A 21,596-nucleotide genomic window follows, 5' to 3' on the forward strand; every position below is an offset into this window, starting at 1 on the left:
CTGACTCGCTCCTTATTTCGGTTCCACAATATCCTTCTCATGGGGGGCTAGCACTTGTTTTAGAGACGGGAATCGGATTTGGCTAACCATTAGACCGGATAATACGATAATGACAAGATAGGCTACACCATGAGTAAAATAAGGACTCCAGAGCGCGAAAAAGGACATAAGACCGCCTGCAAACGTAATCGGCATACCCACAAAACCATGGCTTGCTGTCTTCTGGCAATTGTAACGGGCAAGACGCAATGCACCACAAACCGGGAATAATGCTGTCAGCGCCATACCCAGTGCACTTACCTCATTCATGGAGTTCAAATATAGGATCAACACGGGTGCGGTCCCGAACGAAACAACATCCGCCAATGAATCCAGCGCTTTCCCGAATTCACCCTCACAATGCAGCTTGCGGGCTGCAAACCCGTCAAACAGATCAAAGAACATGGCTACCCAGATCATCGTCACGGCCAGCGCAAACTCACCATGAATAGCCATAATGACAGCTAGCATGCCTGAAGTTAAGTTGCCCAACGTTAGAATGGACGGTAAAGATTTCATAGACTTGACTCCCCTTCGTACTAAGCATTAGGAAAAATAATATAAAAACGGACTCCGTCCGGCGTGTTTTCCACGCCATAACTGCATCCATGCAAATCGAGAATCTGCTTCGCGATGGCCAGGCCAAGCCCGGTCCCCCCCATTTTGCGATTACGCGAGCGTTCCACGCGGTAGAATCTTTCCCAGATGTACTGCCGCTCCGCTTCCGAAATCTGCTCACCCTGATTCTCGATGGAGATTCGAACCTGCCCTTCCGGCCTGCTGATCTCAATCATAATATCGGTCTTAGGAACGGCATGACGTATAGCATTCATCATCATATTATAGAAGACCTGCTCCAACTTGCTCCGGTCTCCCTCAACGGTCTGCTCTGTGGTGGAGACCAGTACAACCTCCAGTTCCTTGTCCTTCAGTTGTGGTCCCAGACGTCCAGCAATATCTTCTATCATATCTCCAAGAGCTACCGCATCGGTGTTCAGCTTAATCGCTTGGGATTCCAGCCGAACCAGATCCAGCATCTCTTCGACCATCGTTTCCATTTTGACTGCTTCATCGGCAATGATCTCGATGTAGCGCTCACGTTTGCTCTCACTGACCCCATCTTTCAACCCTTCGGAGTACCCTTTGATGATGCTGATAGGCGTTTTGAGCTCATGAGATGCATCGGCAAAAAACTCCCGTTGACGCTGTTCAATCCGCTGCTTCATCTCCATATCGGTGCGCATCTGACTGTTTGCCTGCCTTAGCTCTTCCAAAGTCTGACCCAGTGTCGTTGACAGCGCGTTGAGACTATTGGACAGACTGCCAATCTCGTCATTGCGGCGGATGGGCGATTTCACTGTGAAATCAAGGGTGGACATCTTTTTGGCAACATGGTTCAGGGCAAGCAATGGCTTGGTGACGATTCGGGACAGAAGCAGGGAAAGGAACACAATCAGCACAAATGCAGCAATACCAAAATACGCATAAAATAGTTGTGTAGCTTCACTCGCCTCCCTCATCTCCTGCAGGGACGTCAGAGAAAAAATGAGCTGCTGCTGGGGCCCGGAGCTGTGCACCGGAGCAATGGTAAGCACATTCCGTACACCACTCCAGCTATCGGTCCATTCCTCATTAATCATTTTTCCGTTGGCAAGACTGATCTGGTCTTCCGTAGATAATGGGAAACGGCTATCCAGCGCCTGTACGAGCAGACCCTGTCTCTGGCTCCATGTTCCCAGGTTAGGAAGAACAACTTCCTTCAATGTACCTGACCATTCTTCTACCGGCTCCGTTAACTCCTGAAAATCTTCCGTTCCGCTGACCACGGAGCTCTGATCCTTTATCTTCAGCGGATAAACCATAGGATCATTCATGCCACTTGCCGAGCCTGTAACGGTTAATTGCTGACCATATTTCAAATGTGAAGCAAGCCAGCCTGCGTTCTCACTGTTGATAAACAACGACAGCGATATATTTACCTGCTTGCCATCCTCTTGCAGAAGCACGATGTGGAATGGGTCATTAACCAGCTTGCCTGTATTCGTCAGGATGACCAGATGCGACTGATTCTGCCGCATGAACTTTCCTGTTTCCTTTGCCAGCTGCACATCGTTCCAATGACCAGCGGAATATTGTTGTTCGAATTTCGTCAATTTTTTCTTAATGCTGCTGATCTTCTGATGCTGATAAAAGTCCGGGAACCAGACCAGTTGGGCAATCACGGTTGTTCCATATAGAAGAAGCAGGAATCCGGCCATGACCAGAAACAGTTTCATTGTTACACCGTTACGTCTCATGCCTCGGCCTCGAATCGATAACCGGTCCCGATCACGGTTCGGATACACTTGGCTTCATCTCCAAGCTTGCTGCGGAGCTTTTTGATATGGGTATCCACCACACGCGAGTCGCCCTCAAAGTCGTATCCCCATACCCGGTTAAGAATGGCATCGCGGGACAGCACAATTCCCTGATTGCGAGTTAGATACAGCAGCAGGTCATATTCTTTGGGAGCAAGCTCCACTTCGACTCCATCTTTCTCAAGCCGCCGCGCCCAGGGATCGAGTGTTGCGCCTCCAAACTGAATCACGGTCTGCTCCTTGCTCACCGCACCCTCTACCCGCTTCATTAATGTCTCTGCACGTGCCACCAGCACACGAGGACTGAATGGCTTCGTTACATAATCATCCACGCCGAGCTGGAAGCCATGAATCTTGTCATCATCTTCCGATCGGGCAGTCAGCATTATAATAGGTACGGTCGACTGGGAACGAATATGCCCACAGAGGGTCCATCCATCCATTTCTGGCATCAGCACATCCAGAATGACCAGATCCACTTCATGCAGTGCCAGCAATTCCAGCGCCTCCACCCCATGTTCTGCTTCAATAACGTTCCATTGTTCTTTTATGAAATAATCGGCCACAATCTCACGAATGCGGCTTTCGTCTTCCACCAGAAGCACTGTTCTGACCATGACCGACTCTCCTTTTAGCATTCTGTTGTTAACATAACGATTCCGTGTGTCGTCCGTGTGTCCAGCCATGTTCTGGAATGAACTCCATCTTATATACGATTAATATATACCAAAAGTTACTAAATCACATACGTTTTCGCACAAAAAAGAAGCCGCCAACGAGCAATCCTCTGCTCATTGACAGCTACTTCCGGCTGAACCATGCTTTTTCTCCGCAATTACACACTACATGTGCGCACCGCTTAGCGTTGATTCTCCAGTCGGTGTGCTACATGCAACGTTGGGCCAACAAAGCGGTTCAGCGGGAATCCGCCAGCAATCGCTTTGGTCACGAAGGCTTTACCTTCACGAACAGCCTCTTTCACGGTAAGACCGCGCGCCAAACCTGCGGTAATCGCCGCAGATGTGGTGCAGCCTGCACCATGTGTATATCCGGAGCCAACAACATCGGCTTCAAACCATTCGTAGTTCGTTCCGTCATAGAGAAGATCCATCGCTTTGCCCGGGTTAATCACGCCTCTGTCCTTGATCAGGACATGTTTCGCCCCATGATCGTGAATGACAGCTGCTGCAGCTTCCATCTGCTCCTTGGAGCGGATCAGTCCACTTTTCGCGAGCTGCGAAGCTTCAAACAGGTTCGGGGTAACCAGATCAGCACCCGGCAACAGGAATTCGATCATTGCTTCCGTATTTTCTGGTTGCAACACTTCGTCCGTACCTTTGCAGACCATTACAGGATCGATAACGATCTGTGGTAGTCCGCTCCGGCGGATGTGCTTCGCAACCAATTCAATGATGTCTACAGAACCCAGCATCCCCGTCTTCATTGCATCAAAACCGATGCCATCCAGAACGGTGCGCAGTTGAGCCTCGACTACATTTAATTCCACAGGAAAGACCTGGTGATCCCATGTATCAGGCTCCATAGCCACAACAGTAGTCAGCACAGTCATGCCATACACACCAAGCTCCTGAAAAGTTTTCAAATCTGCTTGAATCCCAGCACCGCCGCTCGTATCCGAACCAGCGATTGTTAATGTTTTTGGAATCGTCATGGTAGTTGCATTCTCCTTCGTCCTTCAGTTGACATTATCCTATCCCTTGTACGAGCAGATGTCAATGCCATGTGAGGCCATACGGAGTATGGTTTCCAAAGGAATCAGTTCACATCTTTTGTCTCCAGACGAATCATGGACAGCGAAGCAATCCACAGTCCGATCGCCCCCAGTGTTAATGGAATCACGATAACCGTATTGATGGAGAACGTAGGCCCGTTGAATCCTGAACACACTACAAGTACAAGCAGAATGGATGATACCAGTGTGGTCGTGACCGAATGTTTACGCATTCCGAAGAATAGAGGGATCAGAGCCATGGCCGCAGCGGACAAGGAACTAATGGTGTACTTCAGCAGCAGTACCCGTGCATCACTCATCGTCAACGTATCGGGAATGAAGGAGTAGAAATGGTTTGTGATAACTAACAATGCTCCCATCAGCAGATCCGTAAACAAAATCATCACAAAGGTAAAAACAAAGATAATAATCAGCTTGGCAGCAATGATTTTCTGGCGCTTAATCGGGTAGGTAAACATAACGTTCATCGTTTTATTTCGATACTCACTAATAATCAGTTTCGCTATCAGCGCACCGCCAAAGATGATAAAAACAGCTCTGGCAAACGTATCTATTAACATGAAAGAGACGTGGTAATTCACAAAGGCATAATCTTCTGCCCCCTGATCGGTGAATCCAATCATGATAAGAAACAGGATAAGAACGAGATTACCGATACCTGCCGTTCTGAAATTTCGGGCAAAGCGATGTTTGCGCAGTTCCAGCTGGATCAGTTTAAGCAACGTCCCCATCCCCTTTCATTAAGTTCATGAAGTGTTCTTCCAATGAATGTGCCCGTTTGAAAATGGATTCAATCTCAACGCCATGCCCGATCAGCTTGCCTGTCAATTCCGATGGAGCAATGCCCGGATCATAGATACGTACGGTATGGTCATCGATCATTTTATAATTTTTCAACCCTAGCTGATGTTCCATCACATAGGTCGCTTTACGCGGGTCCAACGTTTGCAGCTCAATGTACTCGCTGTGGCTCCCACGAATGCTGTCCATGGATACTTCTTCAACCAGACGCCCATTCCGAATGACCCCAACGGTGTCCGCAACCTGTTCAATTTCCCCAAGGATATGGCTGGAGATTAGCAAGGTAATGCGATACTGGGAGCTGAGACGTTTGAACAAATCGCGCATCTCCTTGATGCCTAAGGGATCGAGACCATTGATTGGTTCATCCAGAATGAGCAGTTCCGGTGTTGTGATCAGCGCACGAGCGATGCCCAGTCTTTGCTTCATCCCCAGAGAAAAGTCACGAACTGGCTTCTTGCCTGTGTCCTTGAGACCTACACTTTCCATCATGTCGTTAATGACCTTTTTGTTATGAAACCCCATGTATTCACAATGGAGATCCAGATTTTCCTTGGCCGACAGATTATCGTAGAAAAAAGGATATTCAATGATGCTGCCCATTCGTTTCAGCAATTCATAAGAGGTAGGGGTGAGCTTTTCTCCGAATAATTCAATCTCGCCTACAGTTGGCTTCACCAGGTTGGTCAGCATCTTCATCATCGTCGTTTTCCCCGCTCCATTCGGACCAAGAAACCCGTAGATCTCCCCTTGCTTGATACTCATATTGACGTTTGATACAACCTCTGCCCCTGCATACGTCTTGGTCACACCTAGGGTCCGCGCAATATAGGTCATGTTCATATTCTCCTTTACGTTCGTCCCTGACGGGTTCTTATATCTGTATTGTAAAGAGAAAAGTCTTCTTTTTTATTAATCAAATCTTACAAAAACCTTAAGCTTATCGTGAAAGCTATAAATTGCACCTAACAAGGTTTTAATGAAACCAAAAATACTGTTCTTACAAAAGGTACGCTATGGAGCTCAATACTTCCGCCCATCCGCTCCACCAGTCGCTTCGTAATGGTCAGCCCCAGACCACTGCCCTGATAGAGACGATTACGTGAATCCTCCAGCGTATACATGCGTTCAAATACACGACTGTGCTCTTGTTCAGGAATGCCCTTACCCCGATCCCAGATGCTAAGTGTTACCTGTTCCCCTATTGAATACTCCAGTGAAAGGCCAAGCACCTTGCCATCTGCTCCATATTTCATGGCATTGGTGATCAGATTATCCAGCACACGGTCCAGTGCTTCCTCATTGCCTTTCACGAAGACATCGCTTTCCGGAATGGACAGCTCCACTTGCAGACCCAGATTCGTTAACATGTCATAAAAAGAGAGCATCTTCAAGCGACACAATTCGCTTACATTGACCCTGGTCAGTGCAAGCTCGTTATCCCCCGACTCCAGCATCGCCAGATCAAAAAAGGAATGAATCAGACGCAGCACTTCCTGCGCCTTATCCTGGATTTTTCCGGTCATGATCACGCGTTCCTGATCGGTTAGGGAAGTGCTGTGCAGCAGCGTTTCACTATAACCAAGCACAACCGTAAGCGGCGTCTTCAGATCATGTGAGATATTGGAGAGCATGTTGCGCATCTCCTTCTCCTGATTGGCATAACCCGCCTTAGCCCGATGTGCATGATCCAGTAACTGATTCATGTCCTTAAGGAGCTGGCTGATTTGGGGATCACTGTTAAAGACAAGCAGACGCTCAAATGTACCTTTTTCTATAATAGAGGTCAATTTCTCATGTATGTAAGTTAGATGGGTACTGCGTTTATGCAGCCTTACGCTCAACAGAATGACGACAAGAGCCAAAATCCCGGTAGAAAAAGCCAAGATCAACGTCATGCCGGGTCCACCTCCAGCTTATAACCGATCCCCCACAATGTTTTGATATACCGGGGGTTGGAGGGGTCAACTTCCAGCTTCTCGCGCAGACGGCGCATATGAACATTAATGATATTTTCGTCGCCATAATAATGATCGTTCCAGACCGAAGCGTAGATTTGAGCCTTGGTAAATACTTTGCCAGGGTGGGTGACAAACATTTTGAGAATGCCAAATTCCTTGGAAGTAAGCTTTACAGATATGCCATCACGCTCCACCTCATACGTATCCATATCAACCACAAGTCCGCCAATGTGAATGCGCTGTGCCTTAGGAGCGACCACAGCTGCAGGCTGTGCGGTATAGTTGGCACGACGAATAGCCGCTTTGATCCGAGCGGTCAGCTCGATCAACGAGAATGGTTTGCTCAAGTAATCATCAGCGCCGAATCCCAGGCCGAGGGCTTTGTCCACCTCTCCGTCCTTTGCAGACAGGATGAGCACAGGCACCAGACTGGTGGCACGGATGGTCTGGAGCACTTCCATCCCATTTTTGTGCGGCAGCATCAGATCGAGAATGACCAAGTCATAGCCTGACGGTGATTGGCTGAATTGACGTTCCGCATCCAATCCGTCATATGCATACGAGACGTCATAGCCCTCTTTTTCCAAATAAGGACCGACCATTTCACTAATTGAGCGATCATCTTCAACAAGCAGCAAGCGATAACCTGACACGATATTCCCTCCAACTTGATCGTTTTCCTTTATTACCTCACAGTTTGTATCAATTGGCAATAAAATACGAAAAACCCGGCAGGATCGCCACTTCATGTATCAAAGTGAACCTCCTGCCAGGTCTCATGTACAACCTTATACCGTCTCGCTTCGTATCCAGCATAGTCCAATCGTTCCCGCACCTGCATGAATGCCTACCACCGGGATAAAAGGCATAATTTCCGTCTTCAGGCGGGGAAGCAAATCTGCAATCTGCTGTTTGATTGTAACGGCTTCTTCCTGATTGTTGGCATGCATGATGCATACATGCTTCACTTTCCCCATGTCCAGCTTGAGCACATCCAGCATGCGCTGTTTGGCCCGTTTGAACGTACGAATTTTCTCATTCACAACCACTTTGCCCTCTTCAAATCGAAGCAGCAGATGAATTTTTAACAATTGGCTAAGAATAAGCTGGGTCCCCGACACACGCCCACTGCGGTGTAGATGCTGAAGACTGGCTGGAATAAGGTAAAAGGACATGTTATCAATCATCTGTTCGATGTGAAGTTTGATTTCGGCTGCTGTCTGGCCTTGCTTCTGCCATTCCAATCCTTGCATAATCATCTCCCGCAGCGGATACGCGCCTGCTCTGGAATCAATGGCGGTAACCGTCACACCTGCGATCTCGGCAGCCTGCATCGATGTGTGCAGCGTACCGCTAAGCGCAGTGGAGCAATGAATGGTTATGATCTCATCGTACTGATCCTTCAACGACTCATACAGTTCAATAAATTCACCAATCGGCGGCTGTGAACTGCTTGCGCGTGAAGCCTCCTCGAGTTTCTCATAGAACAATTCCGAAGAGATGTCTTCTGTCTCCCGATAACATTCCTCTCCAAAAACGATGCGCAGAGGTACGATGTACACATGATTCTGCTCAGCAAATAGCGGATCGAGTGTGCTCGTACTGTCCGTGACCCATGCAATTTTACTCATTCCAACCTTCTCTCTTGCCGGATTGTTGAAGCTGTATCCTCAATCGTCAGGCACATGCCCGGCGGATTATTTAAAATTTGAATAGTTCATATTGTAAACGTTTGCGTTATTGCTCCCCAAGTATAAAGGAACGGACAAACCGCTGTCTTGTGGCGCATTGTTGAACAGCCTCATTTCTTCCGGTATATGCCAAAAAAATGTCTTGCCTGTGAAGGAATATATTGGTATGCTGTTGTCCTTCTCTCTTTTTCGCCTTGACTGAAGTGAACGGAAACGCCGTTCAACCAACTTATCGGAGGTGTCACATGCTTTATTTCACTCTGGCTTCCAAAGCCTACTCCCGGAACCTGCAATACCGCGGGGCCCACATGGTACATAACCTGGCAAGCGCCATGTTCGGTTACATGTATGCCTGTCTCTGGATTGGCATCGGGGCCGACCACTCTCTCGGAGAATACGGGACACAGGGGATGGTCAGTTACATTGCGTTTACGCAATCCTCTCTCTGGATCTCGGGTTTTCTCACCAATGGACTTGGTATTCCACTCACGGTCAGGACAGGGCAGATCGCGCTTGATCTCATGAGGCCGGTTCATCTGTTCACCCACCTGATGGCACGTGAATGGGGGCAGATTGCCTACCAGTTCGTGTACAAAAGCATTCCGATTTACCTGCTCTTCTCCATCGTATTTTCTCTGCAATGGCCCTCAGAGGCTTCAACCCTGCTATTTGCCGCAATTGGTCTTGCCGGCGCATCCTATTTATCCATCTGCATGAATTACATTATTGGCGCCACCGCGATGTGGACGACGGAGTCCTCCTGGCTGCATTGGGGCAATCACGCCATGATGAATCTGCTTGCTGGTTTCTTCATTCCGCTGGAATGGCTGCCAGACTGGTTGGAACGAATTGCCTGGTTATCTCCCTATCCTTTCCTGCTCTATGTCCCGACCCGAATCTATCTGGGTTATGAAAATGGCTCCTTACTATGGGGAACCTTGATTTGGTGCGTCCTCATGACATTCGTCTGTCTGGCGATCACCCAGGTACTGCGCCGTAAAGTGGAGGTGCAGGGCGGATGAAAACAATTTTCTGGTTCACTTTATATAAAATGCTCATTCGAACAAGCATCCGCAGTCGGATGCAATACAAGTTCAATTTTGTCATGGCCTCCGTTCTGGCCGCATTGATTCAAATCTCCGAGTTTCTGATGGTTGCTCTGGTGCTGCACAAATTCGGAGCCATTCAAGGCTGGTCCCTTTATGAAATTGGTTACCTATTCGCGATCATGACCCTATCCAAGACACTATATCGAACGTTTGGCAACGAAGTGCATCATCTGGAAAAGTATCTGGTCGGCGGCGAACTCGATCAACTGTTAACCCGTCCGATGCCCGTATTGCTGGCCTTACTGCCACAAAACTTCCGCATCATGGCTGGTGAAGTGTTGCAAGGCGGGTTTATTCTCTGTTGGTCTCTGGCAGGCATGATGCATAGCGGACAGATCAGCTGGACTGTCATCCCCTTCTCACTGCTCGTCATCTTGACCGGAGCCATCATTCTTTTTTCGATTGGGCTTGCTACGGCAACGCTTGGATTCTGGACCACACGCATTGAAGAACTGCAGACCATCACTGAGGATGCGGCGCGTACGGCTGCCCAATATCCACTGACGCTATATCCCAAATGGATGTCTGGCATTCTGCTGACCGTAATCCCGGTGGGTTTCGTTAACTATGTCCCGTCACTCTATCTGCTTCGCGGCGAATTAGGTGCGTGGGTTCTTGTTGTCATTATCCTTGTAGCCATCCTGAGTCTGGCCGCAAGTCTGCGTTTCTGGAAATTCGGGTTAACCAAATATCAAAGTACAGGTAGCTAAGGAGGAAAATATCGACATGACTATGATTACAGCGCGGCATCTGCAAAAGGAATTCAAAACCCCTGTGGTACGCGAGGGCCGGTTCTCCGGGCTTCGCACCTTGTTTTCACGTGAGTATCTGTCCAAGGAAGCGGTTCGAGACATTAGCTTTGATATTGGCAAAGGAGAATTTGTTGGATATATCGGCCCCAATGGGGCTGGCAAATCCACCACGATCAAAATGCTGACGGGTATCCTTCATCCGACCTCGGGTGAGGTGTTGCTCGGTGGTATGAATCCACACCAGGAAAGACGCCGCACGGTTGGACGCCTCGGTGTTGTGTTCGGACAGCGCAGCCAGCTCTGGTGGGATCTGCCCGTGAAGGATTCGTATGATATTCTGGCTGAAATGTACGGCGTCCATGCCGAGGACAAAACGAAACGATTAGCCCAGTTCGCCGAGCTGCTGGATCTGGAATCGTTCTGGGCTACGCCTGTCCGCAAGCTCTCGCTTGGACAGCGAATGCGTGCCGATCTGGCAGCTTCCATGCTGCATGACCCGGAACTGCTTTTTCTCGATGAGCCGACGATTGGACTGGATGTGAACGCGAAGCGGAACATTCGTCAATTCCTTCGTACATTAAATGAGGAGTTTGGCAAAACGATTCTGCTGACCACTCATGACATGGACGATATTGAGCAGCTATGCAGTCGGGTGATGGTGATCAATCACGGTCAACTTACGTATGACGGCTCCATCCCCTCTCTGCGCGACACCATCGGTCTGCCAACGATTATTCGAGTGACGTATCGCGGTTCGTATCATATCCCGGATGCTATATCAACCGCCATTCAGATCACAGGGGCAGAGAACCAGATCGTCACTGTGGAGGTAAATCGAAAAGAGTGGAGCACGATGGACATTCTGAAGCAGCTCGAACAATGGGGCGAGATTGAGGATGTCGAGATGAAAGAACCGGATTTCGAGGATATTATTCATCGAGTGTACTGACTGGCCTATTTTATTCAGAACTGGATGAGGGCCTGTTCAAATGCCGTTACATGCGGGAAGGACATGACGTACTGTAATAGCGGAGGTGAAGTGTCATGCTTGTTACCAAACACACACTTGCTGCATCCAGTGCACACGCCACTCCCTATTACCTCGTTCGAGGCACGAAGCCCGGACCCGTCATCATGATTACATCGGGCATTCACGGAAATGAAACCGCGAGCATGGCCGCTGCGCAGAAGCTGGCTAATGACTGCATGGCAGGGCGGCGACACGTGGCTCGTGGACTCCTCATTATTATTCCACGAGTGAATCAAAAGGCTTATCGAAACAACAGCCGAGGAAAACCTGATTTAAATCGCACCTTCCCACGGCATATTTCTGGCAAAGCCAAACATCCGCTTGCTTCCGCTGTCTTTCGGCTTGCCCGTCAATATGGACCTGCCTGGTGGCTGGACCTACATGAAGCCAATGGATTATCCCAACGCAGCTCACGGGTACTAGGACAAACCCTGATTACCAATCCGGGCAGCAAGGCTGTTCCGGTATGCAAACGAATTATAGGGCGAATGAATCGGTCGATTCCCATTCGTGACAGGCACTTCAATCTGAAGCAACATGAGTTGCCCGGTTCAGCACGAACAGCCGCAGCTCGCCTGCTTCAAGCCCGCTCGGTTACCGTGGAGACCTGCTGGAGTCTGAACCGATCAGACCGGATCAAATACCAGACAGAAATTGTGCACCATTTCCTGCGCGAAGCAGGCCTGTTTTGAATTGCTTGAATCGTTATGAAGAGCCGGAAACATAAAAGACACCTTCAAAGATATCTCTCACGCCAAACGCGTCAGGGAGGATCTTCGAAGGTGTTTATTGGTTACAGGGTTACCTTATGAATTGCCATCTTCCTTGTTGATTCGGAAAGATTCAATGTAATTGTGAATATCATGCTCTGGCGTCAGGAGCAACCCGGCAAGAAGCGTCTGCATCTGCTGCAGGTTATCGATATGCGACTGAATCTCTTCAATTCGGTCACGTACAAGCGTTTTAAGTGCTTCACTCTCCATGTCTTCCTGACTGAGCAGCTGTAACGTATCCTGTATTTCTTTTAAAGAATAACCCAGTGATTGAGCATCCTTAATGAATTTGACCTTAACCAGATAATCCTCGGTATACACACGATATCCATTGGACGAACGACGGGGAGCAGGCAGAATTCCACTGTCCTCGTAGTACCGCAGCGTTGCCATGCTCACACCCGTACGTTTGGCTAACTCTCCTCTTGTCATGGTTTTCATGCTACGCCTCCATCCATCTCCGCGTTATTCCGCCTGATTGCTCCGCAGCTTGGTATACTTGGTATCATACGTGGCCTCGGGAAAACGGTCTGACGACCCTTCCAGCAAAGGCTGCTGCTCTTCTCCCTTCAAGTAACGTTCAAAGAAGGCCAATGTATATGATCTTGTAATGTCCACATTATGCTCTGGTGTTATGCCTTTGGCAAACAGTTTAGGTGAAATTAACGGAATATCCGTGAAACTCTGATGGAAGAAATGATCCACGGTCAAGTAATACGTGTCATTGAGACTGCTTGTCATCACCCGATCCAAATCCGTTTCAAACTCGGGATAAAACACTTTATCCTTGGCAGTGGCGTTCGGGTCAAAACTTTTGGCTGTTCCACCTGACATGATATACATAAACGGCTGTTTCAAGGCTGTCGTGGATACGCTCCCCCAGAATCCGCCTTCCAAACTTAGTCCTGCTTTGAAACGGCTATCCTGCGCCAGTGCTTCCGCTGTTGTCGCACCACCGTAGGAGTGACCAAAGATACCGACATGATCCAGATCAAGCTTGCCTTCGAGCAGTTGATTCGGATCATGTTTATTCCACTGGGTGAGCGTATCCAGTACAAAGCTTGCGTCAGCTGCACGAATGCCAACACCTTCTATATTATGTTGATACACTTCCTCTGACGTTAGATCTTCAGGATCCGGCTCATAAGAAGCAACATGTCCATCCGGGAATGTCACTTGAGCTGAGGTATACGGATGGTCGATCCCAACAACAATGTAGCCGTGGCTTACCAGTTCCTCAATCGCGGTCATACTTTGAAAGCGTGCAGAGCGTATTCCAGGTGAAAACAGCAATACGGGATACTTGCTCTGTGCGGCAGACACCTCAGCGCCTTTGACCACATGCGTGGGAATCGTATCAAGATAACTGAACACCACCGGTGGAATGCCAAATACGAGACTGATTGCCTCTCCCAACTCGGCAGGATAATGCTCTAGCGGTAATCCTTTGGCTGTTTCCTGGTCTACAGGATACCAGACATTAATCATAAGTTCTCGCTTATCACCCGCTTCAGCCGTCTTGGTCTCTTCGCGGGATTCATCCGTTAGCTGCTGCGTATAGGTGCCTATGGCGAATGAACCTGTCGGTTCAGGCATCGTGAATGCAGGGAAAATCGATGTTAGCACCATTGAACCTGCACTAAGAGCCAATACCAGAATGGATGCCAAGATGGTTTTGAACCACGAACGACGTTTCGGTTTTTGTATGTTTTGCATACGGCGTCCGGACTTCCACAGTTGAATCGCCAATACAATCAGTACAAAAAGAGCTACGATATAGGTGGGCAGCAGCTGCACACGAAAATGATTGATTACCCCATGCAATAGGACAATCAGTACCAGTGCCGACAACGTACCCACTTTCACTGCCCGACGTTTGGGAGCCAATAATATGACAACTGCGCTAACAACCGTAACAATGACCAACATCCATTCCAAAATTCTCATCGTTCTTACCTCCAACATGTTGTAATACATCAAGGATAAACCTTGAAGTATACTTCAAGGTCAAGGTATATTTTGATCTAAATTTCGATAAATCAAACAAATTTCTCAAACAAATTTCGTTCAAATCAAAAAGAACTGTTTGGGATCGAATACGTCCACGTTAACAGTTCTTTTTAACACAATTTAAGCAAGCATCTCTACAGAGGTCGAAAAATGCTATACCTTCAGATCCCACTTGCGAACTTCAGTCAAGGTACACTCTCCTGAGGAAAACGCTGTGATCCCGATGGATTCCGGCCCAGGATAAATACGAGCTGTCATAACCTTCTCTCCACCTTGAATAAATACTTCAACCGACGAGACGTCCACAAAAATTCGCAGCTCCAGTCTACCGTCATGCAGCTGCACTTCAGCAGCACGTTCACCTCCGGGCCCGGCTCCTGCATGATCTCGATTAAGACGGAGTCTGCGCTGCTGCACATCATAGGCAATGACCGTCTCCTCTCCCTCGCCGGTACGCAGATTCAATCCAAATTGCTCTGCCCGATCTGCTTCAAAGACGGCAAACAGTTCGTATCGATCTCCTTCCATCCCCAAGTCCCGTGTGCCGTCCAAGCGGATGTCATGTTGTTCAACCTCATTTGAACGATATTGCTCCAGCTCCGGGACTGGCAGGAAGAACAATCGCTCCCCCTTTAGAACGATCTGGCGAGGCAACGTCATCGCCCCTGCCCATTGGTGACCGTTCTGAGTTGGAATATCCATCTCCCACGTCTCCATCCATGCCACCATGATGCGACGTCCTTGCTCATCATCCGTTGTCTGCGGCGCATAAAAATCAAACCCGTAATCCAGCGGATGATATTGCTCATATTCCAGTACGCCCCGCGATTCATCCAGTGCGCCAATCATGTAAACGGTGGAGTGCAAATTGCGATAGTTGTCCATCTGGGCTGGCATTCGCTGCGGAGACATGATCAGAATATCCCGGCCGCCGAGAGAAAACAAATCCGGACATTCCCAGTTGTCCCCGAGTGTGCCGTCACTTTGAGCGAGTACATTGACATAGCTCCACTGCAGCAGATTGGTTGAACGATACAGAAGGATTAAGCCACCACCTTTCGTATCATTGGAACCCAATACACAATAGTAGACGCCATTGCGTTCAAACACCTTGGGATCACGGAAGTCCTTCGGACTCGTGTGTTCCGGAATCTGATCCAGACGGATAACCGGGTTCAGGCCACTTTTGACAAAATCCACCCCATTGCCCGATACAGCAATATTCTGCGTCTGCCGGTAATCGTTATCCTTATCCGGTCCCGTCACGACATGTCCCGTGTACATGAGCAGCAGCTTGCCATCCTGAACGATCGCGCTGCCAGAGAAACATCCTCCGCTGTCGTAGCTCTGATCCGGTGCGAGCGCGACCGGAAGATGAGACCACGTGATCAGATCATGACTGACGGCATGACCCCAGTGCATGGGTCCCCATACCGGGGCATAGGGATAATGCTGATAGAACATGTGGTACATTCCGTTGTAGTATACAAAACCGTTCGGATCGTTCATCCAGCCTACTTCAGGCATCAAATGATACGCCAGGCGATAGGTTGGATTCACCTGTTGCCGATTTTCACTGATGTAAACATCAGCCCGGTCAAGTGTATAGCTTTCCTGCGTCTGATGCTGTGTATCCGGCAGTCGGTTATCTGACTTGTGTTTGAAGTCTGTTTCTGTTTCCTGTTTTACGTCCAGTTCCTGATTCATATGTCTATCACTCCTGTCTCTCTACCGCAATTTGCCTCAAGCCGATTATTTGATGGACCCTTGCATCACACCCTGAATGATATACTTTTGCGCGAACAGATACACCACCAGCACAGGCAGCAGCGTCAGCACGAGACCAGCCATCAATGGGCCGTAATCGACCGTATAGGTCCCATAGAAATAAAAGGTGGATAACGGGAGCGTACGCTGCTCGGAAGAAGTCAGTACCAGAGAAGGAAGCAAGAAATCGTTCCAGATCCACAGGACGTTCAACACGGCAATCGTAACACTTGTGGGCAGCAGCACCGGCAATACGATGCGAAAGAAGGTCTGCACTCTGCCGCAGCCGTCCATTAATGCTGCTTCTTCCAACTCCAGCGGGATGCTCTTGATAAAGCCATGATAGATGAAAACAGCGAGTGGACTGCCAAAGCCGATGTACATATATATGAGCGACCATTTGTTATCCAGCAGACCGAGTGAACCGTATATTTTCACCAATGGAATCATAATGGCTTGAAAAGGAATAATCATGGCCGCTACCATCAGGAAAAAAAGATATTGGTTCAGCTTGCTGTTATGCCGTACAAAAAAATGAGCCGTCATCGCTGCGAGCAGGGCGATCAGCAGTACACCTGCCACTGTAATCAGCAACGAATTCCCGAATGCTGACATATATCCCATTTTATCAAAGGCGCTAACGTAGTTATCCCATTGAAAGGACGCTGGAAGACCCAGTGGGTCCGATGTAATGGCTTGATTGGCCTTGAATGAATTCGTGATTAGCAGCAGAAACGGAAAAATGAACAACACCAGCGCTACCATTAATGAAAGCAGCTTAGCCCAGCCCAAAATACGAGATTGTCCAGCCATTATGCCTCCACCTCCAGTTTTTTGCTGAAATACACCTGGAGCAGTGTAATGGTGGCAACCAGGATAAACAGGACAAACGCCTCTGCTTGGCCAAGCCCGTAATCACGAGCCAGAAAGGCCTGTTCATACACATGCATGGACACCATTTCCGTGCTTTTGAACGGTCCGCCGCTGGTTAGGGAGACGTTGAGATCATAGACCATAAAGCCCCGCTGGAGTGACAGGAACACGCACACGATAAACGAAGGCACCATCAGCGGCAATACGATCCGTGCGAGCATCTTGCGGTTGCTTGCCCCGTCAATACTGGCCGCTTCCATCACATCCTTGGGCACATTCATCAGCCCTGCAATATAGATGACCATCATATACCCGGCATATTGCCAAACGGTAACGACGATCAGGGCCCAGAAGGCCTTGTCGGGGTCCGACAGCCAGGAGGCTGCGAACAACGGGATGTTCATTTTCTGTCCGGCAAATACTAGCACCTGATTAAAAATAAACTGCCATATAAAGCCGAGCACAATTCCACCGACGAGATTAGGCAGAAAGAAACCCGCTCGGAACCAGCCCTGCGCCTTTATGCCCCGTGTTACCGCGTAGGCAAGCAGGAATGCAACCGCATTGGTTAGCACTACCGTAATAAATACGTATTCCAGCGTCATCCCGAATGATGTCCAGAACACGGTGTCCTTGAACACGCCGATATAGTTGTCCCAACCCACAAGACTTTGCTCCACAGCAATGCCATCCCAGTTCGTAAACGTCAAATAGATGCCGTATAAAAACGGAATAATCATGACGGTAGCGAACGCAAACAGCGTCGGTCCGGTAAAAATCAGTCGGGTACGCAGACGGGTCCATAATCCTTTTTCGGTCAGCATTGTCATCCTCCACTCTGTCCAACTGTATTGACTGCCGATTGGCCGGAGACGGGAATGGCAGTTCGAAAATCCTCATCGCCCCACCCTCTTGTCCCCGGCATACCGTCCATTGTCTATATGCAACACTAGAAGCCCGGAGGGCAGCAGGTAAGGAATGTTCCTCGCCTGTGCCCTGAGCTACTCTGGTTTATTTTGACGTTGGATTTATTTTACCTTGGTCCAATAGTCTTGAATTTCCTTGGCAAGTCCTTTGCGGTCAATTACATCAGCCAAATATTTCTGCATTGAAGCACCCAGTTTGGACCAATGGTCGGCTGGAAGTGTACTCATCGATTCCTCGATTTTGCCTGCCTTAATGTAATCCCCAATCGACTTGCCAAGCGGATCAGCCGGTTCAAGAGTGATATTGCTGAATGCCGGAATGATGGTCGCCTGATTCACCAGGAAATCCTGCCCTTTGGCCTCATAGACAATCCAGTCCAGAAATTTCTTCGCAGCTTCCTGCTGCGCTGGTGTGCTCTTTTCCTTGTCGATCAGAATACGTTTGGATACGGCTGCGGAAATCTGGGTGTTGCCAAAATCGTCCGGATTGTCGCTCACAGGAACCGGCAGAAAGCCGTATTTTCCATCCGCTGTATCAAAGCTGTGAATTTGCGGCCAAGCCCAGTTCCCCTGGAACCAGATGCCCACCTCCCCTTTTCCCAGCACTTCGGGTCCACGCTCATACGTCCCGGACAAAGGGGACGCTTTGTCGATGTTATAGGTCTTCATCAGATCAAACGTATCCATCAGACCATTGAAGACGGTGTTGGAAGCCAAATCAACCTTCCCTGCCTTGAGATCACTAATAAATTGATCGACCTTCGCACGATCCGGAGACTGTCCACCATAGGCAAGCCCAAGGTAGTGGGCGCCGAGCGACCAATCCATCGGAGAGACAATCAAAGGCGATTTTCCGGTGGCTGCAATCTTCTGGAATAGTTCTTCAAGCTGAGCAGTAGTCTGTACGGATTGAGGATCAAATGTGCCACCTACAGCCTGATCCAGCACCTGCTGATTGTAGATGAAACCGTATCCCTCAATGGAGAAAGGAAATGCATAATTTTTGCCATCAAATGTGGTAGCCGATGTGCTATTCTCGACGGCATCCTTCATCCACTTCTCTGAAGTGAGGTCCAGAACGCGATCCTTGAATTTCTCAACATCCCCTGTATCCAGCATCATCATCGTTGTCGGGTTACCGGACGCATACAGCGCAGAAGCTTTCTCAAATGGGGATTGACCGTTGCCTACAGGCACAATCTCCAGCGTAATACCGGGATTCTCGGCCTGAAAATCCTTGGCTGCCTGTTCCAGCTGACTGTTAATCTCCGCTTTGGAATTCAGAAGCGTGATTTTGACATCACCGTCCGATGAGGATGATCCCGAGCCTGTTTCTGTCTTCGCACCGCCACATGCGGATAACATCACAACCATAATTAAAGATAATACCGATAATTTCATCCATTTCTGCTCTCTTTTCATCTGTCATGGCCCCCGTTCATTAATATAAAAGGAAACGCTTACAAATCAGATTATAATGTCAAAGGTTTGACATGTCAATCGTTTGACATAAAAAAATAAACTAGTTTTTCTTCCCCTATCTATACCGTCTTATATTACGTATTTTGGAAGAAGCACAATGATCATTACAGTGTATAGACGAATAGAAGCATGCAAAAAACGACCTTGTTCAGGTCGTCTCTCTCTCCACCAGTGTGACTGGTAAAATATGCTCCATCCCGATTTTCTCCTCAGCGATCTGGCTTCGGATCAATTCGACGGCAAGCTCAGCCATGGCCTCCATTGGCTGTCTTATGGTTGTAATGCCTGGCATCGCATACCCCGCCGCCTGGATGTCGTCATAACCGACAATTGCAATATCCTCGGGCACTTTGCGGCCATGAAGCACGATCTGTTTCAAGGCATGAATGGCCATCAAATCACTGGTTACGAACAGTCCATCCACTTCGGGATGCTGAGTAAGCAGTTTTCCGACCAATTCGGTGTACTGATGCTGACTGAACACATTCAGATCGGTTTCATGGATTATGACCGGCTTGATTCCATGTGCCTCCAACGTATCCGTAAAGCCTGTCGTTCTGCGATTAGACAGCATTTGCAGTTCCAGATTGCCGCAGATATGCGCCACGTGCCGTCTGCCCTTCGCGAGCAGTAATTCGGCCGCCATAACTCCGCCCTGATAATTATCGGATGAAATAAATGGGATATCGGCACCAATCTGCCGGTCCAATGTAACGATGGGAGAATGCAGATTCATATATTCATCCACTTCCAGTGTATGACTCCCCATAATAATTCCGTCGACCCGGTTACCCTTGAGCATTTCCACATACTCTCGCTCTTTGGAAGGGTCCATGTGTGAGTTGCACAGCATCATTTTCAACCCGTTCCGGTATGCATGATACTCGATATAATTTGCCAGTTCACCAAAAAACGGATGTGACACATCAGGAATAATCAAGCCGATGACGTTGGACTGCTTGCGCAGCAGAGAACGGGCAATTTCATTAGGACGATAGTTCAGCTCGTTCATGGTCTGGTACACTTTATCCCGGGTCTTCTGACTGATGTAACCCCGATTGTTCAATACACGCGAGACGGTAGTTACGGAAACGCCTGCTTTGAGTGCAACATCATGAATTGTTGCCATAACAACCTCTTTTCCTACAACATTCTTCATATCTTAATGATTATATACGTATTTCCAGTCCGGGACCAATCCCCCGACCGTCTACTCTTTACTCCGCCTGGATCTTCGCTCTGGGCATACTGTGCATGGCCCCATGTGTCACATGGACCTGAACCACATACGTACCTGCCTGCTCAAATGTATACTGCACCTCATACAGACCACCCTCAACCTCGCTTGCCTTCAAGGCGCCTTGTTCCTCCAGCTTATCCTCTGTCATCATTCCTAGTTCAGGCGAGACTGCTGGGGCATCCTCAAGCTCATTCCAGATCTGGAATTGAACTTGATCTGCATTGCTTACCGGGACATCACCCTGAGTGAGCTTCACCTGCAAAGTAACGGGCTTATGTAGAGGCGCATCGTCAGGGACCACAAGCTGTACTTTGATCATCTCCGGCATCTCACCAGACTGGGACTGCTCCTCATAGGAGCATCCCGCAGTCAGGAGGATCAGAATGATGAAGGGCATGAACCAACGGACTTGTCCGCTCATCAATCATCTGTCCTTTCTTATGAAGAAGATTTTGGTGTTTTGCCAATTCCCCACAGCATAACAATAATGATGATAAATGCGATCAGTGCAAGTAACGGAATCGTGATAAAACCAAACCAGTTCAAATAATCGGTATAACACGGAATTTGGCCGCATGCCACTGAACTGCCTGTAGCCGAGTAAATACGCTGAATCGTTACATGGTATAACGAAATTCCGCCTCCAATGAAACTAAGCGGAAGAACATACTTGGTGATTCCCACGTCATCCTTGAAGTAGGCAATGCCCAATAAAATCGTTAACGGATACATGAAGATCCGTTGGAACCAGCACAGATCACAGGGGATGTATCCCTTAATCTCACTAAAATAAAGGCTGCCTCCAGTCGCAATGACTGATACGGCCCAGGCAATAAACAGACGGGTATCAATATGTTTTGCCCGTCGCTCAGGCTTTGAAGCTGTGTCCATCCGCTTGAACCCCCTTTTCTTGTTTGATCATACCGAATAATAATACAACATACATGACTCCAACGGGCTAGTGATTCCGATTATGTACAGTCCACCACCGTACCGTAATCAATTATACGTTGCGGCGAGGTTGCTGACTCC

At 48.6% G+C, this 21,596-nt stretch carries 22 protein-coding genes; 4 read left to right on the forward strand and 18 right to left on the reverse strand.

Annotated elements, in window-relative coordinates; translation table 11 throughout:
* Positions 1-12 precede the first annotated feature (12 nt).
* The 9 genes from pssA to BMW94_RS18615 form a co-directional block, all read right to left on the reverse strand.
* Entirely contained in the window at positions 13-558 is a 546-nt protein-coding gene (gene pssA, locus BMW94_RS18575; protein WP_063566539.1) for a CDP-diacylglycerol--serine O-phosphatidyltransferase, read from the reverse strand.
* Positions 559-578: 20 nt separating this feature from the next.
* Positions 579-2,384, reverse strand: a complete 1,806-nt coding sequence (locus tag BMW94_RS18580) for a sensor histidine kinase (RefSeq protein WP_175480757.1) — start codon at positions 2,382-2,384, stop codon at positions 579-581.
* The gene (locus BMW94_RS18585; RefSeq protein ID WP_091000469.1) at positions 2,333-3,013 is read right to left on the reverse strand and encodes a response regulator transcription factor; all 681 of its coding nucleotides are present in this window, start codon (positions 3,011-3,013) and stop codon (positions 2,333-2,335) included. Before BMW94_RS18585 ends, BMW94_RS18580 begins: the two co-directional genes overlap by 52 nt.
* A gap of 242 nt (positions 3,014-3,255) precedes the next feature.
* Positions 3,256-4,068: a bifunctional hydroxymethylpyrimidine kinase/phosphomethylpyrimidine kinase gene (gene thiD, locus BMW94_RS18590; RefSeq protein WP_063567104.1), complete on the reverse strand. Its 813-nt coding sequence runs from the start codon at positions 4,066-4,068 to the stop codon at positions 3,256-3,258.
* Positions 4,069-4,172: 104 nt separating this feature from the next.
* The gene (locus BMW94_RS18595; protein ID WP_175480758.1) at positions 4,173-4,871 is read right to left on the reverse strand and encodes an ABC transporter permease; all 699 of its coding nucleotides are present in this window, start codon (positions 4,869-4,871) and stop codon (positions 4,173-4,175) included.
* Positions 4,864-5,787: an ABC transporter ATP-binding protein gene (locus tag BMW94_RS18600; protein WP_091000471.1), complete on the reverse strand. Its 924-nt coding sequence runs from the start codon at positions 5,785-5,787 to the stop codon at positions 4,864-4,866. The genes BMW94_RS18595 and BMW94_RS18600 overlap by 8 nt, the downstream gene beginning before the upstream one ends.
* 128 nt (positions 5,788-5,915) lie before the next feature.
* A complete protein-coding gene (locus BMW94_RS18605) occupies positions 5,916-6,848 on the reverse strand; it encodes a sensor histidine kinase (protein ID WP_091000472.1) in 933 nt (310 codons plus the stop codon).
* Complete coding sequence (locus BMW94_RS18610; RefSeq protein WP_302848008.1) at positions 6,845-7,564, reverse strand: response regulator transcription factor; 720 nt, start codon at positions 7,562-7,564, stop codon at positions 6,845-6,847. The genes BMW94_RS18605 and BMW94_RS18610 overlap by 4 nt, the downstream gene beginning before the upstream one ends.
* Before the next feature lie 135 nt (positions 7,565-7,699).
* Positions 7,700-8,542: a DegV family protein gene (locus BMW94_RS18615; RefSeq protein ID WP_091000474.1), complete on the reverse strand. Its 843-nt coding sequence runs from the start codon at positions 8,540-8,542 to the stop codon at positions 7,700-7,702.
* 305 nt (positions 8,543-8,847) lie between these two features.
* Between BMW94_RS18615 and BMW94_RS18620 the strand changes: the two genes are divergently transcribed.
* The 4 genes from BMW94_RS18620 (at position 8,848) to BMW94_RS18635 (ending at position 12,185) form a co-directional block, all read left to right on the forward strand.
* Positions 8,848-9,624 (forward strand): ABC transporter permease, encoded by a 777-nt coding sequence (locus BMW94_RS18620; protein ID WP_063567100.1) that lies wholly within the window; start codon positions 8,848-8,850, stop codon positions 9,622-9,624.
* Positions 9,621-10,421: an ABC transporter permease gene (locus BMW94_RS18625; RefSeq protein WP_091000475.1), complete on the forward strand. Its 801-nt coding sequence runs from the start codon at positions 9,621-9,623 to the stop codon at positions 10,419-10,421. The genes BMW94_RS18620 and BMW94_RS18625 overlap by 4 nt, the downstream gene beginning before the upstream one ends.
* A gap of 22 nt (positions 10,422-10,443) precedes the next feature.
* Complete coding sequence (locus BMW94_RS18630; RefSeq protein WP_091000535.1) at positions 10,444-11,412, forward strand: ABC transporter ATP-binding protein; 969 nt, start codon at positions 10,444-10,446, stop codon at positions 11,410-11,412.
* 95 nt (positions 11,413-11,507) lie between these two features.
* Positions 11,508-12,185, forward strand: a complete 678-nt coding sequence (locus BMW94_RS18635) for a M14 family metallopeptidase (protein WP_091000476.1) — start codon at positions 11,508-11,510, stop codon at positions 12,183-12,185.
* 114 nt (positions 12,186-12,299) lie between these two features.
* On the opposite strand, the gene BMW94_RS18640 is transcribed toward BMW94_RS18635, so the two are convergent.
* The 9 genes from BMW94_RS18640 to BMW94_RS18680 all read right to left on the reverse strand — a co-directional run bounded on the left by BMW94_RS18640 (position 12,300) and on the right by BMW94_RS18680 (position 21,455).
* On the reverse strand, positions 12,300-12,707 hold the full coding sequence (locus BMW94_RS18640; RefSeq protein ID WP_063567097.1) for a MerR family transcriptional regulator: 408 nt from the start codon (positions 12,705-12,707) through the stop codon (positions 12,300-12,302).
* Between the two features lie 24 nt (positions 12,708-12,731).
* Positions 12,732-14,213 carry an alpha/beta hydrolase family protein gene (locus BMW94_RS18645; RefSeq protein ID WP_091000477.1) on the reverse strand — a complete coding sequence of 494 codons (1,482 nt, stop codon included), beginning with the start codon at positions 14,211-14,213 and terminating at the stop codon, positions 12,732-12,734.
* A 216-nt stretch (positions 14,214-14,429) separates the two neighbouring features.
* Entirely contained in the window at positions 14,430-15,983 is a 1,554-nt protein-coding gene (locus tag BMW94_RS18650) for a glycoside hydrolase family 32 protein (RefSeq protein ID WP_091000478.1), read from the reverse strand.
* Positions 15,984-16,028: 45 nt separating this feature from the next.
* Entirely contained in the window at positions 16,029-16,856 is an 828-nt protein-coding gene (locus BMW94_RS18655; RefSeq protein WP_091000479.1) for a carbohydrate ABC transporter permease, read from the reverse strand.
* Complete coding sequence (locus BMW94_RS18660; protein WP_079697128.1) at positions 16,856-17,740, reverse strand: carbohydrate ABC transporter permease; 885 nt, start codon at positions 17,738-17,740, stop codon at positions 16,856-16,858. The genes BMW94_RS18655 and BMW94_RS18660 overlap by 1 nt, the downstream gene beginning before the upstream one ends.
* A 204-nt stretch (positions 17,741-17,944) precedes the next feature.
* Positions 17,945-19,264 carry an ABC transporter substrate-binding protein gene (locus BMW94_RS18665; RefSeq protein ID WP_217648190.1) on the reverse strand — a complete coding sequence of 440 codons (1,320 nt, stop codon included), beginning with the start codon at positions 19,262-19,264 and terminating at the stop codon, positions 17,945-17,947.
* Between the two features lie 208 nt (positions 19,265-19,472).
* The gene (locus BMW94_RS18670; RefSeq protein ID WP_091000480.1) at positions 19,473-20,453 is read right to left on the reverse strand and encodes a LacI family DNA-binding transcriptional regulator; all 981 of its coding nucleotides are present in this window, start codon (positions 20,451-20,453) and stop codon (positions 19,473-19,475) included.
* A gap of 88 nt (positions 20,454-20,541) precedes the next feature.
* Positions 20,542-20,985 (reverse strand): FixH family protein, encoded by a 444-nt coding sequence (locus BMW94_RS18675; RefSeq protein WP_091000481.1) that lies wholly within the window; start codon positions 20,983-20,985, stop codon positions 20,542-20,544.
* A gap of 17 nt (positions 20,986-21,002) precedes the next feature.
* Positions 21,003-21,455, reverse strand: coding sequence for a disulfide oxidoreductase (locus BMW94_RS18680; RefSeq protein WP_076291195.1), 453 nt, complete (start codon positions 21,453-21,455; stop codon positions 21,003-21,005).
* Positions 21,456-21,596: the final 141 nt, after the last annotated feature.

The organism is Paenibacillus sp. OK003 (genome assembly GCF_900109515.1).
GTDB lineage: Bacteria > Bacillota > Bacilli > Paenibacillales > Paenibacillaceae > Paenibacillus > Paenibacillus marchantiae.